Here is a 16,176-nt window from a genome sequence, read left to right on the forward strand (position 1 = left end):
GGGCTTATTCAGCCGGCTGTGGGCGCGTGGCTGGCGCAGTGGCCTGATGCGTGGCGCTGTGACCGCCTGCAGAGCCTTTACCGTCAAACTCAAATGCCGGACGTACCCAGTCGCTGTGACGCGGTGCTTCCGCAACATATTCCGGTGCCGGAGCACGGGTCATTGGGGCAGTGGCGTGATGCGCTTTAGCGTGAACCTGCGCGGCTGGCGCCGGTTTCACCTCAGGTTCTGGTTTCACTTCTGGCGCTTTTACTTCCGCGACTTCAGTGTCTTCAGGTTCCACTTCAGCAACCTCAACCGGTTCAACATCGATTTCGATTTCAGGTTGAACTTCAGTTTCCACTTCAACTTCCACGACCGGCTGTGGTTCGGCTGCAACCTCGGTGGTTTCAGCCGGTTCAGCAGCGGCAGCTTCTTCCACAACCTGCTCTGCGACAACCGCGTCTTCAGGGGTGACGATCTGCGGTTGTTCAGTCACAGGCGCAGCAATCACTTCCGGATGTGACGTTTCAACTTCAGCAACCTGCGGCTCAGGGATCGCAACGGCAGCGGCCTCAGTAATCGCCTCAACGGCGGCTGGCGCAACAGGGGCTACCGTTTCTGCAGCAACGTTCTGCTCTTCAAACTGTGGCTCCTGAGGACGGGCAACCGGATAACGGATCCAGGCTTTACCTGATGCCATCTCTGGTGACGCACAGGCAATAGCCAGCGGCATTGGAGACTGCAGCGGATAACGCTCGTCACGATAACGGCGACGACGCTGACCGCTCACGCGCAGGTGACGCGGGGAGCGACGTGAACGACGCGGCATGCCGGCGTTTTCACGGCCTTCGACGTTCTCTTCCTGCTCAGGTGCGTTTTCGATAACGGCAGGCAGGTCAACTTTTGCCAGTTCGGTGCTCTGGGCTGGTTCAGCCGGAGGTGCAACCGCTTCAACCGCTGCCTCTTCAGTCTGAGACTCGAAGCGCACTTTCTGGTTCAGCTGACGCTGCTTACGGCGTGGCATGACCTGAACGCGTTCTTCCTGCTCAGCATCCTGCACGGTCTCTTCTTCGCGATTCAGCGCTTTGACTTCCTGCTGGGCCTGGCGCTTGTCATCATTACGACGACGGTTACGCTCACGGCGCGGCTGCTGCTCATCACGCTGTCTGCCTTTATCAGACTCTTCGCTGACCGGCTGGCGAATTTCACGATCTTCCGCGTTCTGCTGCGGCTTCTCACGGCGGTTGCGACGGTTGTCGTCACGCCCTTCACGGCGCTCACGACCCTCACGGTTGTCGCGATTATCGCGATTGTCACGACCTTCATTGCTGTCTGAACGGTTATCGCGGCGCTCGGTGCGGTCTCGACGGTTGTTCTGACGTTTACGACGATCCGGTGAACGCTCCTGTTTCTCTTCTTTCTTCTCAACCGGCGCCGGGGCTGGCTGCGGCTCTTCGCCTGCAAACATTTTTTTCAGCGCGCTGAAGAAGCGGCTCAGCAGGCCTGGCTGCTCAGTCGGCTGGCTGGCTTCTGCCGCCGGTTTGGCTGCAGCAGGCTTAGCCGCAACGGTCTCCTGCGCTGGCGCAGGTGGCGCTTCAGGCATCACGAATGCCGCAAGAGCAGGTTGCTCAGGCAGCTTACGCTCTGAGTACTCTTCCTCAGACGGCAGCGCCATCTCTTCTTCATGCAGCTTCGGCAGCATGTAGCTCAGGGTGGACGTCTCTTCACCTTTGCGCACGCGCAGCACGGAATAGTGCGGGGTTTGCATCTGGTCGTTAGGGACGATCACGCAGCGTACGCCGCTCAGACGGGATTCGATTGCGCTTACCGCTGCACGTTTTTCGTTCAGCAGGTAGGAGGCAACCGGCACAGGCACAATGGCGTGAACTTCTTTGGTATTCTCTTTCAGCGCTTCTTCTTCGATGAGACGCAGGATAGAGAGCGCCAGCGATTCGTTGTCACGCACGGTACCGGTGCCGCTACAGCGTGGGCAGACGTGATGGCTGGATTCGCCGAGCGACGGGCTCAGACGCTGACGGGACATCTCCAGCAGGCCAAAACGGGAGATATGGCTGATCTGGATACGGGCACGATCCTGACGCACCGCTTCACGCAGGCGGTTTTCCACCGCGCGTTGGTGACGTACTGGCGTCATGTCGATGAAGTCGATAACGATCAGGCCGCCGAGGTCACGCAGGCGCAGCTGACGCGCAATCTCATCTGCCGCTTCCAGGTTGGTGTTGAACGCCGTCTCTTCGATATCGCCGCCGCGGGTTGCACGTGCGGAGTTGATATCGATGGCGGTCAGCGCTTCGGTGCTGTCGATAACGATAGAGCCGCCGGATGGCAGACGGACTTCACGCTGGAAGGCGGATTCAATCTGCGATTCGATCTGGTAGTGGCTGAACAGCGGGATCTCACCGGTGTACAGTTTGATTTTGCTGGTGAAATCCGGACGACCCAGGGCTGCGATGTGCTGGCGAGCCAGCTCAAGCACTTTCGGATTATCAATCAGAATTTCGCCGATGTCCTGACGCAGATAGTCGCGGAAGGCACGTACAATAACGTTACTTTCCTGGTGGATCAGGAACGGAGCAGGGCGACTTTCAGCGGCTTTCTGGATCGCTTCCCAGTGCTTCAGGCGGAAGCCCAGGTCCCACTGCAGGGCTTCGGCAGATTTGCCAACGCCTGCGGTACGGACAATCAGGCCCATGCCGTCCGGCAGCTCAAGGCTTGCCAGCGCTTCTTTCAGCTCGGTACGGTCGTCGCCTTCGATACGGCGAGAGATACCACCCGCGCGCGGGTTGTTAGGCATCAGAACGAGGTAGCTGCCTGCCAGGCTGATAAAGGTTGTTAGTGCCGCGCCTTTGTTGCCGCGCTCTTCTTTATCAATCTGGACAATAACTTCCTGACCTTCACGCAGAACATCTTTGATGTTTGGACGGCCATGGGCGTTATAGTTGGAAGGGAAATACTCGCGAGCGATCTCTTTCAGCGGGAGGAAACCATGACGCTCGGCACCGTAATCGACAAATGCGGCTTCAAGGCTGGGTTCAATGCGGGTGATTTTGCCTTTGTAAATGTTCGCTTTTTTCTGTTCGTGTCCAGGACTTTCGATATCCAGATCGTACAGACGCTGCCCATCCACAAGGGCGACACGCAACTCTTCTTGCTGAGTTGCGTTGATTAACATTCTTTTCATCGTAACTTACTCATTATTCTTACATTGACGACTAAGCTGCGGGCAAGGTGACGCTTTCCGGGGTATGAACCGATGGCCTCGTGTCTATTCACGTCGCCAACCTCACGGTTGTCGCTCGCTTAAGAGGCGCAAAGTGTCGGTTGCCTGTATTTCATACGGAAATACAGCGCGATTATCAGGGGAATAGCCTGGGTAAAACTCTCCAGAGAAGATTCCATTTACCGGTAAGTACTGCAACCCGCAGCCCGCTAACTGTCTGAAAGATCAATACGTCTTACGCCATTGCTGCGTGGATGATCGGTCAGACAAAATTGGTCATTCCGTCGATATCCTTACAAAACCCGGATTTAACGCGGAAAACAGCAGCATTATTCCATTGCTAACCGGGTTATAGCAAGATGACTTTTACCAATTATCACCCGGTTACTCACAGTTTTTTCACTTCTCTGACGTGATTGGTTTAATAACCATCAAATCGATTGCGTGAATGAAACACCGTCCGGGTAAAGGTAAATATAAGCACAGAAAAATGAGTGGCGCTATTGGCTGCCGATAATTAGAATCGCCCCCCATGAAAACAGAGACTCCAGCCGTAAAAATGGTTGCCATTACCGATGATGAAGCGGGGCAACGCATCGACAACTTTTTGCGCACCCAATTGAAGGGCGTGCCGAAGAGTATGATTTATCGCATCCTGCGTAAGGGTGAAGTGCGTGTGAATAAGAAGCGCATCAAACCTGAATACAAACTTGAAGCAGGTGATGAAGTCCGCATTCCACCCGTTCGCGTCGCCGAGCGGGAAGAAGAGGCGGTATCGCCGCATCTGAATAAAGTTGCTGCGCTTGCGGATGTGATTTTATATGAAGACGATCATATCCTGGTGCTCAACAAACCGTCCGGTACCGCAGTACACGGCGGCAGCGGACTGAGCTTCGGCGTCATTGAAGGCCTGCGCGCGCTGCGTCCGGAAGCCCGCTTCCTTGAGCTGGTTCATCGCCTTGACCGCGACACCTCTGGCGTACTGCTGGTGGCGAAAAAGCGTTCGGCGCTGCGTTCGCTGCATGAACAGCTGCGTGAGAAAGGGATGCAGAAGGATTACCTCGCGCTGGTGCGCGGCCAGTGGCAATCCCATGTCAAAGTAGTGCAGGCACCGCTGCTGAAAAACATTCTGCAGAGCGGCGAGCGAATTGTCCGCGTGAGCCAGGAAGGCAAGCCGTCAGAAACACGCTTCAAAGTTGAAGAGCGTTATGAATTCGCCACCCTGGTACGCTGCAGCCCGGTCACCGGTCGTACCCATCAGATCCGTGTTCATACTCTGCATGCGGGTCATCCTATCGCTTTCGACGATCGCTATGGCGACCGGGAATTTGATAAGCAGCTGGCCGGTACGGGGTTATCTCGTCTGTTCCTGCATGCCGCCGCGCTGAAGTTTACCCATCCGGGTACCGGCGAGGTCATACGTATCGAAGCCCCGATGGACGAGCAGCTGAAACGCTGTCTTAAAGTTCTGCGCGGTTGATTGCCCGGCGGCGCTGCGCTTGCACGGGCCTACGGTTTTGTAGGCCGGGTAAGCGCAGCGCCACCCGGCGTAAATTACGCTATCAACGGGTTGCAGTGCTCGCGACGCAGCATCTGACACAGCGCAATCAGCGGTAATCCCACCAGCGTGTTCGGGTCACGCCCGTCCAGCCTGTCGAATAACGCAATCCCCAGTCCTTCGCTCTTAAAGCTGCCCGCGCAGTTTAACGGACGCTCTTTACGGACGTAATCTTCAATCTCCTGTTCACTAAGATGGCGGAAATGAACATCAAAGGGCTCGCATTCCGTCTGCAGATGGCCCGTAGCGCTGTTATAGAGGGCGAGGCCAGTATAGAAGGTCACAATAGTGCCGCGGGCTTTCAGCAGCTGCTGGCGCGCATTCTCTTGGGTGTGCGGTTTTCCGGTGATAATCCCATCAAGGACGCAAACCTGATCGGAACCTATAATAAGATGGTCAGGAAATCGCGCTGCCAGGCTTTTCGCTTTTTCCTGCGCCAGACGTACCACCAGATGCCGTGGCGATTCACCGGGTTGTGGGCTTTCATCCACGTCCGGCGCGGCGCATTCAAAGGGTACGCCAAGTTTTTCCAGCAGCATGCGGCGGTAGGGCGAAGTCGAGGCGAGGATCAGATTTGGCATATTTTTTTCACCAGATATAGCGTATCGATGCCAGCCATTTTAAACTACGGGCCGCAATGTGTGCGAATAATTGGCAAAAGGCAGCCTGAGGTTGCCTTTTTCTTTGACTCTATGACGTTACAAAGTTAATATGCGCGCCCTATGCAAAAGGTAAAATTACCCCTGACTCTTGATCCGGTTCGTACGGCTCAAAAACGCCTTGATTACGAAGGTATCTATACTCGTGATCAGGCTGAGCGTATCGCCGAATCCGTAGTCAGTGTGGACAGTGATGTGGAATGCTCCATGTCGTTCGAAATCGATCCCCAGCGCCTTGCCGTTATTACCGGTGATGCAAAGGTGTCGGTCACGCTCGAGTGTCAGCGTTGCGGGAAACCGTTCCCACTTCATGTTCACACAACATATTGTTTCAGTCCGGTTCGTTCAGACGAACAGGCTGAAGCACTACCGGAAGCGTATGAGCCGATTGAGGTTAACGAATTCGGTGAAATCGATCTGCTGGCGCTGGTTGAAGATGAAATCATCCTCACCTTGCCTGTAGTTCCGGTGCATGATTCTGAACACTGTGAAGTGTCCGAGGCGGACATGGTCTTTGGGGAACTGCCTGATGAAGCGCAAAAACCAAACCCATTTGCCGTATTAGCCAGCTTAAAGCGTAAGTAATTAAGGAGTAAGGTCCATGGCCGTACAACAGAATAAACCAACCCGTTCCAAACGTGGCATGCGTCGTTCCCATGACGCGCTGACTGCAGTTACCAGCCTGTCTGTAGACAAGACTTCTGGTGAGAAACACCTGCGTCACCACATCACTGCTGACGGTTTCTACCGCGGCCGCAAGGTTATCACTAAGTAATCACGCGTTTGCGTGATTAGGCTTAGTGAGGGTTTCCCCGTGCAAACGGGGATATACCGAACCAGGCTGCGACGATACCTTGACACGTCTAACCCTGGCGTTAGATGTCATGGGGGGAGATTTTGGCCCTTCCGTGACAGTGCCTGCAGCATTGCAGGCACTGAACTCTAATTCGCAACTCACTCTCCTTTTAGTCGGCAATCCCGACGCTATCACGCCATTACTCGCAAAAGCTGACTTCGAACAACGTTCGCGTCTGCAGATTATTCCTGCGCAGTCAGTTATTGCCAGTGATGTCCGGGCCTCACAGGCGATCCGCAGCAGTCGCGGAAGCTCGATGCGCATTGCGCTGGAGCTGGTAAAAGAAGGACGCGCGCAAGCGTGCGTCAGCGCCGGAAATACCGGCGCGCTGATGGGGCTGGCAAAATTACTGCTCAAACCGATTGATGGTATTGAGCGCCCGGCGCTGGTGACGGTTCTGCCGCATCAGCAAAAGGGCAAAACGGTGGTGCTGGATTTAGGCGCTAACGTTGACTGCGACAGTGTTATGCTTGCGCAGTTTGCCGTTATGGGCTCGGTGCTGGCAGAAGAGGTCGTCGGGATTTCGCATCCCCGCGTTGCCTTGCTGAATATTGGCGAGGAAGAGACTAAAGGTCTCGACAGCATCCGCGAGGCGTCCGAGAGGCTAAAAAATGAGCCATCCATAAACTATATTGGATATCTCGAAGCCAACGAATTATTGACCGGAAAAACGGATGTCCTGGTGTGTGACGGGTTTACTGGAAACGTTACATTAAAAACCATGGAAGGGGTGGTGAGAATGTTTCTTTCTCTGCTTAAATCGCAGGGAGAGGGTAAAAAACGGTCATGGTGGCTGATTATATTGAAGCGTTGGTTACAAAAGAGCCTGGCGCGGCGATTCAGTCACCTCAACCCCGACCAGTATAATGGCGCCTGTCTGTTAGGATTGCGCGGCATTGTGATTAAGAGTCACGGTGCGGCCAATCAGCGAGCCTTTACCGTCGCGATTGAACAGGCAGTGCAGGCGGTGCAGCGACAAGTCCCACAGCGGATTGCCGCTCGCCTGGGATCTGTATTAGCAAAAAGTGACTGAGCGTACATGTATACGAAGATTTTAGGTACCGGCAGCTATCTGCCAAAGCAAGTGCGAACCAACGCCGATCTGGAAAAAATGGTCGATACCTCTGACGAGTGGATCGTCACACGTACAGGTATCCGCGAACGTCGTATTGCCGCGCCAGATGAAACAGTTTCCACCATGGGCTATGAAGCCGCCCAGCGCGCGCTGGAGATGGCGGGTGTCGATAAAGATGACATCGGCCTGATTATCGTTGCGACCACCTCAGCCACGCATGCTTTCCCAAGCGCCGCGTGCCAGGTTCAGAACATGCTGGGGATCAAAGGCTGCCCGGCGTTTGACGTTGCCGCTGCATGCGCAGGCTTTACCTATGCGCTGAGCATTGCCGATCAATACGTGAAATCTGGTGCCGTGAAGCATGCGCTGGTTATCGGTGCTGACGTGCTGGCTCGCACCTGCGATCCAAACGATCGCGGGACGATCATTATTTTTGGTGATGGCGCGGGTGCGGTCCTGTTAGGACAATCTGAAGAGCCGGGCATCATCTCCACGCATCTCCACGCGGACGGCCGCTACGGTGAGCTGTTAACGCTGCCAAACGCGGATCGTGTTAACCCGGACAGCTCTATTTACCTGACCATGGCCGGTAACGAAGTCTTTAAAGTGGCCGTGACCGAGCTCGCGCACATCGTTGACGAGACGCTGGAAGCCAATAATCTGGAGCGCTCCGCTCTCGACTGGCTGGTGCCGCATCAGGCTAACCTGCGCATTATCAGCGCCACAGCTAAAAAGCTCGGCATGTCTATGGATAACGTTGTGGTGACGCTCGATCGTCATGGCAATACGTCTGCAGCATCAGTACCGTGCGCGTTTGACGAAGCGGTGCGCGATGGACGAATTCAACGAGGCCAACTGGTCTTGCTCGAAGCCTTCGGTGGCGGTTTCACCTGGGGCTCTGCGCTGGTTCGTTTCTAGAAAAAGGATAAAAAATGACGCAATTTGCTTTTGTATTCCCAGGTCAGGGTTCTCAGGCCGTTGGAATGTTGTCTGTATTAGCGGAACAGTATCCGGTTATCGAAGAGACTTTTCGTGAAGCTTCTGATGCGCTGGGCTACGATCTGTGGGCGCTGACCCAGCAAGGGCCAGCCGAAGAGCTGAATAAAACCTGGCAGACGCAGCCAGCACTGCTGACCGCATCGGTCGCACTGTGGCGCGTGTGGCAGCAGCAGGGTGGCAAAACCCCAGCGCTGTTGGCCGGTCACAGCCTGGGTGAATACTCAGCGCTGGTTTGCGCGGGTGTGATTGCGTTTGCTGATGCTGTGCGCCTGGTTGAGCTGCGCGGCAAATTCATGCAGGAAGCGGTGCCGGAAGGTACCGGCGGTATGTCAGCGATTATTGGTCTGGATGATGCTGCCATTGCGAAAGCGTGCGAAGAGTCCGCAGAAGGCCAGGTCGTTTCGCCGGTAAACTTCAACTCGCCGGGCCAGGTGGTTATCGCCGGCCATAAAGAAGCGGTTGAGCGTGCAGGCGCAGCCTGTAAAGCCGCTGGCGCGAAACGTGCGCTGCCGCTGCCGGTGAGCGTTCCGTCCCACTGCGCGCTGATGAAGCCTGCTGCGGATAAACTGGCTGTTGAGCTGGAAAAAATCACCTTCAGCGCACCGGCTATTCCGGTGGTGAATAACGTTGATGTGAAGTGTGAAACCGCACCAGAGGCCATCCGCCATGCGCTGGTTCGCCAGCTGTATAGCCCGGTTCAGTGGACGAAGACCGTTGAATTCATGGCAGCACAGGGCGTTGAGCACCTGTATGAAGTGGGCCCGGGTAAAGTCCTCACCGGTCTGACCAAACGTATTGTTGATACCCTGACCGCATCGGCGATTAACGAGCCTGAAGCACTGTCAGCGGCACTTGCGCAGTAAGAAGAGGAATATCATGAGCTTTGAAGGAAAAATCGCACTGGTCACTGGCGCAAGTCGTGGTATTGGCCGTGCCATCGCTGAAACCCTCGTCGCGCGCGGCGCGACAGTGATCGGTACCGCGACCAGCGAAAACGGTGCGCAGGCCATCAGTGAATACCTGGGTGCGAACGGTAAAGGTCTGATGTTGAATGTGACCGATCCTGCATCTATCGAATCTGTTCTGGGAAATATTCGCGCAGAATTTGGCGAAGTGGATATTCTGGTCAATAATGCCGGAATCACTCGTGACAACTTACTGATGCGAATGAAAGATGATGAGTGGAACGATATTATCGAAACCAATTTGTCATCTGTGTTCCGTCTGTCAAAAGCGGTAATGCGAGCTATGATGAAGAAGCGTCATGGACGTATTATCACTGTCGGTTCTGTGGTTGGTACCATGGGAAATGCTGGTCAGGCAAACTACGCTGCGGCGAAAGCAGGCCTGATCGGTTTCAGTAAGTCGCTGGCACGTGAAGTTGCGTCCCGCGGAATTACTGTAAACGTTGTTGCTCCGGGCTTTATTGAAACGGACATGACGCGTGCGCTGACCGATGAGCAGCGTGCGGGTACGCTGGCGGCAGTTCCAGCGGGTCGTTTAGGCGACCCTAAAGAAATCGCCAGCGCGGTTGCATTTTTAGCCTCTGACGAAGCGAGTTACATCACTGGTGAGACTCTCCACGTCAATGGCGGGATGTATATGGTTTAACCACGATAGAAAATATTTGCGTTATGAGGGGGAATGGCCTCAAAATAACGTAAAATCGTGGTAAGACCTGCCGGGATTTAGTTGCAAATTTTTCAACATTTTATACACTACGAAAACCATCGCGAAAGCGAGTTTTGATAGGAAATTTAAGAGTATGAGCACTATCGAAGAACGCGTTAAGAAAATTATCGGCGAACAGCTGGGCGTTAAGCAGGAAGAAGTGACCAACAATGCTTCTTTCGTTGAAGACCTGGGCGCAGATTCTCTTGACACCGTTGAGCTGGTAATGGCTCTGGAAGAAGAGTTTGATACTGAGATTCCGGACGAAGAAGCTGAGAAAATCACCACCGTTCAGGCTGCCATTGATTACATCAACGGTCACCAGGCGTAAGTGAGCATCTCCAGGCGGTCATTCGACCGCCTGTGTTTTTTCTTTTGTAGTCCCTCGATTTTCTTTTTTTATCCCTCCCTGGAGGACAAGCGTGTCTAAGCGTCGTGTAGTTGTGACCGGACTTGGCATGTTATCTCCTGTCGGCAATACCGTAGAGTCCACCTGGAACGCTCTCCTTGCCGGTCAGAGTGGCATCAGCCTAATCGACCATTTCGATACTAGCGCCTATGCAACGAAATTTGCTGGCTTAGTAAAGGATTTTAACTGTGAAGAGATCATCTCGCGCAAAGAACAGCGCAAGATGGATGCCTTCATTCAATATGGAATTGTCGCTGGCGTTCAGGCCATGCAGGATTCTGGCCTTGAAATTACGGAAGAGAACGCAACCCGTATCGGCGCCGCTATCGGCTCCGGGATTGGCGGTCTTGGCCTGATTGAGGAAAACCACACCTCTCTGGTGAATGGTGGTCCGCGTAAAATCAGCCCGTTCTTCGTTCCGTCAACGATTGTTAACATGGTGGCAGGTCATCTGACCATCATGTTCGGCCTGCGTGGCCCAAGCATTTCGATTGCCACGGCCTGTACTTCAGGTGTGCATAACATCGGTCAGGCAGCGCGTATGATTGCCTATGGCGATGCTGATGCGATGGTCGCCGGTGGCGCAGAAAAAGCCAGCACCCCATTGGGCGTGGGCGGTTTCGGCGCAGCGCGTGCCCTGTCTACCCGCAACGATAATCCGCAGGCGGCAAGCCGTCCGTGGGATAAAGACCGTGATGGCTTTGTGCTGGGTGACGGTGCAGGTATGGTCGTACTGGAAGAGTACGAACATGCGAAGAAACGCGGCGCGAAAATTTATGCAGAAGTTGTCGGCTTCGGCATGAGCAGCGATGCCTATCACATGACCTCTCCACCGGAAAACGGTGCAGGTGCTGCGCTGGCGATGGTTAACGCTATCCGTGACGCGGGTATCGAGCCGGGTCAGATTGGCTATGTGAATGCGCACGGCACCTCTACGCCTGCGGGCGATATCGCAGAAGCGCAGGCGGTTAAGTCTGTGTTTGGCGAGGCAGCCAGCCGCGTAATGGTCAGCTCCACCAAATCCATGACCGGCCACCTGCTGGGTGCGGCGGGTGCAGTAGAGTCTATCTACTCCATCCTGGCACTGCGCGACCAGGCCGTTCCGCCAACCATCAACCTGGATAACCCGGATGAAGGTTGCGATCTGGACTTCGTTCCACACGAAGCACGCCAGGTCAGCGGAATGGAGTACACCCTGTGTAACTCCTTCGGCTTTGGCGGCACCAACGGCTCTCTGATCTTCAAAAAGGTCTGAGGCTAATCGCCGGGGCGATAGTCTTGCTTCCCGGCACACTGATAAAAAAGGTCCGCTTGTCGGGCCTTTTTTATTCGGTTTTCTTCCCTTGTCCCGGGCTCACCTTCCTGCCAGACTATTTGACCATCTTAAAGGAGCCACCATGTTCTTGATAAATGGCATAAAGCAGGCACTGCTTCCGGCAAATGACCGGGCTATCCAGTTTGGTGACGGATGCTTTACTACGGCGCGCATTGTCGAAGGCAAAGTCTGTTTGCTTAACGCGCATGTGCAACGTTTGCAGACGGCCTGTGAAAGATTGTTTATTCCCTTTGCCCAGTGGGCAGAGTTAGAAAAGGAAATGGCAGAGCAGGCGCTGGGCATCGATCGTGGCGTACTGAAGGTGATTATCAGCCGGGGAAGCGGCGGCAGGGGATACAGCGCAGCTGGCTGTCTGCAGCCGGTTCGCATTCTTTCCGTGTCGGCGTATCCGGCCCATTACGATCGCTGGCGGACCGAGGGGATCGCCCTGGTATTGAGTCCGGTGCGTCTTGGCCGTAATCCGCATCTGGCGGGGATAAAACACCTTAACCGGCTTGAACAGGTGTTGATCCGCTCCCATCTTGAACAGACGGACGCCGACGAGGCGCTGGTCCTTGACAGCGAAGGGTTCATTACGGAATGCTGTGCGGCGAATTTATTCTGGCGGCAGGGTAAGGACGTGTTTACCCCCCGTCTGGATCAGGCGGGCGTCAATGGCCTGATGCGCCAGTTTTGTCTGCGACAGCTGGCACACTCCGCCTTTCGCGTTGTCGAAGTGCAGGCCCGCGAGGCTGCGCTGAAGGATGCCGACGAAATCGTCGTGTGCAATGCGTTGATGCCTGTGGTGCCGGTGCGCCAGTATGGTCCTCACCATTTTTCATCGCGTGAGTTGCACCTGTTTTTAGCCCCTCTGTGTGAGCAAACCAGATAGTCATGAAGAAAATGTTGCGCTTTATTCTCCTCGTCGTTGTCGTGCTGGGCATTGCCGCTGGCGTGGGGATATGGAAGGTTCGCCAGCTGGCGGACAGCAAAATCCTCATCGCGGATGAGACGATATTTACCCTGAAGCCAGGCACCGGACGACTGGCGCTGGGCGAGCAGCTGTATGGCGAAAAGGTCATTAATCGCCCGCGGGTGTTCCAGTGGTTATTACGCGTGCAGCCGGAGCTGTCGCATTTCAAAGCCGGTACTTACCGTTTTACGCCAGGCATGACCGTTAAGGAGATGCTGGAGCTGCTCGAAAGCGGTAAAGAGGCCCAGTTCCCGCTGCGTTTGGTTGAAGGGATGCGCCTGAGCGATTACCTGAAACAGTTACGCGATGCGCCATACATCAAGCACACGTTGTCGGACGACAGCTATGCCGCCGTCGCTGAAGCCCTGAAGTTTGAGCATCCTGAATGGGTCGAAGGCTGGTTCTGGCCGGATACCTGGATGTACACGGCGGGCACCACCGATGTGGCGCTGCTGCAGCGTGCGCATAAAAAGATGGTCGAGGCGGTGGAGAAAGCCTGGGAAGGGCGGATGGAAAACCTGCCGTATAAAGATCAAAACCAGTTCGTGACCATGGCGTCTATCGTCGAGAAAGAGACGGCGGTGGCCAGCGAGCGCGATCAGGTGGCGTCGGTGTTTATTAACCGCCTGCGTATCGGCATGCGCTTGCAGACCGACCCAACGGTGATTTACGGGATGGGTGAGAACTACAAGGGCAAGATCTCACGTAAAGACCTCGAAACCCCAACCGATTATAATACCTACGTCATTAGCGGATTACCCCCGGGACCGATTGCCACACCGGGCCAGGCATCGCTGAATGCCGCCGCGCATCCGGCAAAAACGCCGTATCTCTATTTCGTCGCTGACGGAAAGGGTGGACATACTTTTAACACCAATCTTGCCGGTCATAATCGTTCGGTTCAGGACTATCTGAAGGCACTTAAGGAAAAAAATGCGCAGTAACTACATCGTCATTGAGGGGCTGGAAGGCGCCGGGAAAACCACCGCACGCAACGCGGTGGTTGAGACGCTGAAACAGTGTGGCATCGAAGAGATGATCTTCACCCGCGAACCGGGCGGCACACAGCTGGCGGAAAAACTGCGTAGCCTGGTGCTGGACATCAAATCGGTTGGCGACGAAGTGATTACCGACAAAGCCGAAGTCATGATGTTTTACGCTGCCCGTGTTCAGCTGGTTGAAACCGTGATTAAACCTGCGCTGGCGCGCGGTTGCTGGGTCATCGGCGACCGCCACGATCTCTCCACCCAGGCTTACCAGGGTGGAGGTCGCGGCATTGACCAGAATATGCTCGCCACGCTGCGCGACGCGGTGCTGGGTGATTTCCGCCCGAACCTGACGCTCTATTTAGACGTGACGCCGGAAGTGGGCCTGAAGCGGGCCCGCGCCCGTGGGGAACTGGATCGTATTGAACAGGAGTCGCTGGACTTCTTCAACCGTACCCGCGCCCGTTACCTGGAGCTGGCGGCACAGGACAGTTCAATCCGCACCATCGACGCGACGCAGCCTCTGGAAGCGGTAATGGGGGACATTCGTGCCACCGTTACTGACTGGCTGAAGGAACAACAGGCATGAAATGGTATCCATGGTTGCGCCCGCACTTTGAACAGCTGGTGAACGGCTATCAGTCCGGTCGGGGGCATCATGCGTTACTGATCCAGTCGCTGCCGGGGATGGGGGATGATGCGCTTATCTACGCCATCAGCCGTTTCCTGATGTGCCAGCAGCCGCAGGGGCATAAGAGCTGCGGCCAGTGCCGTAGCTGTCAGCTGATGCAGGCGCAAACCCACCCGGACTATTACGCCCTGGAGCCCGAAAAGGGCAAAACGACCCTTGGCATTGATGCGGTGCGCGGGGTCAGTGAGAAGCTGTACGAACGCGCGCGCCTCGGCGGGGCGAAGGTTGTCTGGCTGAAAGATGCCGCCCAGCTGACCGAAGCCGCCGCCAACGCGCTGTTAAAAACCCTGGAAGAGCCGCCGGAAAATACCTGGTTTCTGATGGCCTGCCGTGAACCGGGGCGATTGCTGCCGACTCTGCGCAGCCGCTGTCGTTTGCATCATCTCAGCGTTCCGCAAGAGGCGTGGGCTATCAGCTGGCTCGCAAGAGAAGTGACAACGTCACAAGAAGCGGCGCTGAGTGCGCTGCGCCTGTGCGGTGGGGCGCCCGCCGCGGCGCTGGCCTTGTTGCAGCCTAAAGTCTGGACCCAACGCGAACAGCTTTGCCTGGCGCTCGGGGCGGTGTCCGACAGCGGCGACTGGATGAGCCTGCTGCCGGTACTTAATCATGAGCAGGCGGCAGATCGCCTGCACTGGCTGGCAGCGTTGTTGCTGGATGCGCTTAAAATTCAGCAGGGCGCGACCCTGCTCAGCAATGCTGACGTCTGGCAACTTGTGAATAATCTCGCCCATAGCCTGCCAGGCGTGGCACTGCGGGCTATTCTTCATGACGTATGCCAGTGTCGCGAACAATTACTCAGCGTAACGGGGCTGAACCGGGAGCTTGTGCTGACCGACCTGTTACTCACTATCGAGCATTACCTGCAACCGGGCACGACGCTGCCTGTATCCCATCTCTGAGAGAGACATTATGTTTTTAGTCGACTCACACTGCCATCTCGATGGCCTGGATTATCAATCCCTGCATAAAAACGTCGATGACGTGCTGGAAAAAGCGGCCACCCGCGATGTGAAATTTTGTCTGGCGGTCGCCACGACTTTACCCGGCTACCGCACCATGCGCGAACTGGTGGGCGTGCGCGACAACGTGGTTTTCTCCTGCGGCGTGCATCCCCTGAACCAGGATGAAGCCTATGACGTCGAGGATTTACGCCGTCTGGCGGCGGAAGAGGGTGTGGTGGCGATGGGCGAAACCGGGCTGGATTATTTTTACACCCCGGAAACGAAAGACCGCCAGCAGACGTCATTCCGCGACCATATCCGTGTTGGCCGGGAGCTGAACAAGCCGGTGATTGTCCATACCCGCGATGCCCGGGCCGATACGCTGGCGATCCTGAAAGAAGAAAAGGTGACGGATTGTGGTGGCGTACTACACTGTTTCACAGAAGACAGAGAAACAGCGGGCAAGCTGCTGGATCTGGGTTTTTATATCTCGTTTTCCGGGATCGTAACGTTCCGTAACGCCGAGCAGCTTCGTGACGCTGCGCGGTACGTGCCGCTCGATCGCCTGCTGGTGGAAACAGATTCCCCTTATCTGGCACCGGTGCCGCATCGCGGTAAAGAGAACCAACCCGCGATGGTACGGGATGTGGCCGAGTACATGGCCGTTTTGAAAGGCGTCGACGTTGAAGAACTGGCACGCATTACCACCCACAACTTCGCCAGTCTGTTTCACATCGATTCCTCCCGCCTGCAATCTGCCTGATTAGTCAGTTTTTTTTGGGCTCGTAATTAATAGCTAAAGCGAGTAAAGTTCACCGCC

At 55.5% G+C, this 16,176-nt stretch carries 16 protein-coding genes; 14 read left to right on the top strand and 2 right to left on the bottom strand.

All coding sequences use genetic code 11. The annotated features are described in order from the left end of the window. Nucleotides 1-4: 4 nt before the first annotated feature. Complete coding sequence (gene rne, locus ACOYA6_RS04445; protein ID WP_422654115.1) at nt 5-3,184, bottom strand: ribonuclease E; 3,180 nt, start codon at nt 3,182-3,184, stop codon at nt 5-7. 571 nt (nt 3,185-3,755) lie between these two features. Here rne and rluC point away from each other — a divergent pair. Next, entirely contained in the window at nt 3,756-4,703 is a 948-nt protein-coding gene (gene rluC / locus ACOYA6_RS04450) for a 23S rRNA pseudouridine(955/2504/2580) synthase RluC (protein WP_039028925.1), read from the top strand. 74 nt (nt 4,704-4,777) lie between these two features. Here the strand turns inward: rluC and ACOYA6_RS04455 are convergent, their stop codons facing one another. Then, nucleotides 4,778-5,362, bottom strand: coding sequence for a Maf family protein (locus tag ACOYA6_RS04455; RefSeq protein ID WP_422654116.1), 585 nt, complete (start codon nt 5,360-5,362; stop codon nt 4,778-4,780). 141 nt (nt 5,363-5,503) lie between these two features. Here ACOYA6_RS04455 and yceD point away from each other — a divergent pair, with 141 nt between their 5' ends. The 13 genes from yceD (at nt 5,504) to ACOYA6_RS04520 (ending at nt 16,119) form a co-directional block, all read left to right on the top strand. Continuing rightward, nucleotides 5,504-6,025 carry a 23S rRNA accumulation protein YceD gene (gene yceD, locus ACOYA6_RS04460; protein ID WP_032617547.1) on the top strand — a complete coding sequence of 174 codons (522 nt, stop codon included), beginning with the start codon at nt 5,504-5,506 and terminating at the stop codon, nt 6,023-6,025. A gap of 16 nt (nt 6,026-6,041) precedes the next feature. Next, entirely contained in the window at nt 6,042-6,215 is a 174-nt protein-coding gene (rpmF, locus tag ACOYA6_RS04465) for a 50S ribosomal protein L32 (protein WP_003857964.1), read from the top strand. A 79-nt stretch (nt 6,216-6,294) separates the two neighbouring features. Beyond that, a complete protein-coding gene (gene plsX, locus ACOYA6_RS04470; RefSeq protein ID WP_205735732.1) occupies nt 6,295-7,329 on the top strand; it encodes a phosphate acyltransferase PlsX in 1,035 nt (344 codons plus the stop codon). 6 nt (nt 7,330-7,335) lie between these two features. Further along, nucleotides 7,336-8,289 carry a beta-ketoacyl-ACP synthase III gene (locus tag ACOYA6_RS04475; RefSeq protein ID WP_039028928.1) on the top strand — a complete coding sequence of 318 codons (954 nt, stop codon included), beginning with the start codon at nt 7,336-7,338 and terminating at the stop codon, nt 8,287-8,289. Nucleotides 8,290-8,303: 14 nt separating this feature from the next. Beyond that, nucleotides 8,304-9,233 (top strand): ACP S-malonyltransferase, encoded by a 930-nt coding sequence (gene fabD / locus ACOYA6_RS04480; RefSeq protein ID WP_039028929.1) that lies wholly within the window; start codon nt 8,304-8,306, stop codon nt 9,231-9,233. Nucleotides 9,234-9,246: 13 nt separating this feature from the next. Then, entirely contained in the window at nt 9,247-9,981 is a 735-nt protein-coding gene (fabG, locus tag ACOYA6_RS04485; RefSeq protein ID WP_039028930.1) for a 3-oxoacyl-ACP reductase FabG, read from the top strand. Nucleotides 9,982-10,135: 154 nt separating this feature from the next. Then, the gene (gene acpP, locus ACOYA6_RS04490) at nt 10,136-10,372 is read left to right on the top strand and encodes an acyl carrier protein (protein ID WP_000103754.1); all 237 of its coding nucleotides are present in this window, start codon (nt 10,136-10,138) and stop codon (nt 10,370-10,372) included. Nucleotides 10,373-10,463: 91 nt separating this feature from the next. Continuing rightward, nucleotides 10,464-11,705, top strand: a complete 1,242-nt coding sequence (gene fabF / locus ACOYA6_RS04495; protein ID WP_039028931.1) for a beta-ketoacyl-ACP synthase II — start codon at nt 10,464-10,466, stop codon at nt 11,703-11,705. Nucleotides 11,706-11,847: 142 nt separating this feature from the next. Next, a complete protein-coding gene (gene pabC / locus ACOYA6_RS04500) occupies nt 11,848-12,657 on the top strand; it encodes an aminodeoxychorismate lyase (RefSeq protein ID WP_422654117.1) in 810 nt (269 codons plus the stop codon). 2 nt (nt 12,658-12,659) lie between these two features. After that, on the top strand, nt 12,660-13,682 hold the full coding sequence (gene yceG / locus ACOYA6_RS04505) for a cell division protein YceG (RefSeq protein ID WP_223074294.1): 1,023 nt from the start codon (nt 12,660-12,662) through the stop codon (nt 13,680-13,682). Next, nucleotides 13,672-14,313, top strand: a complete 642-nt coding sequence (gene tmk / locus ACOYA6_RS04510; protein WP_139564765.1) for a dTMP kinase — start codon at nt 13,672-13,674, stop codon at nt 14,311-14,313. The genes yceG and tmk overlap by 11 nt, the downstream gene beginning before the upstream one ends. Then, on the top strand, nt 14,310-15,314 hold the full coding sequence (gene holB, locus ACOYA6_RS04515; RefSeq protein ID WP_422654118.1) for a DNA polymerase III subunit delta': 1,005 nt from the start codon (nt 14,310-14,312) through the stop codon (nt 15,312-15,314). Before tmk ends, holB begins: the two co-directional genes overlap by 4 nt. A gap of 10 nt (nt 15,315-15,324) precedes the next feature. After that, nucleotides 15,325-16,119 carry a metal-dependent hydrolase gene (locus tag ACOYA6_RS04520; RefSeq protein ID WP_422654119.1) on the top strand — a complete coding sequence of 265 codons (795 nt, stop codon included), beginning with the start codon at nt 15,325-15,327 and terminating at the stop codon, nt 16,117-16,119. The last annotated feature ends 57 nt before the right edge of the window (nt 16,120-16,176 follow it).

The sequence above is a fragment of the Leclercia barmai genome (assembly GCF_049312895.1).
Taxonomy (GTDB): Bacteria; Pseudomonadota; Gammaproteobacteria; order Enterobacterales; family Enterobacteriaceae; genus Enterobacter; species Enterobacter barmai.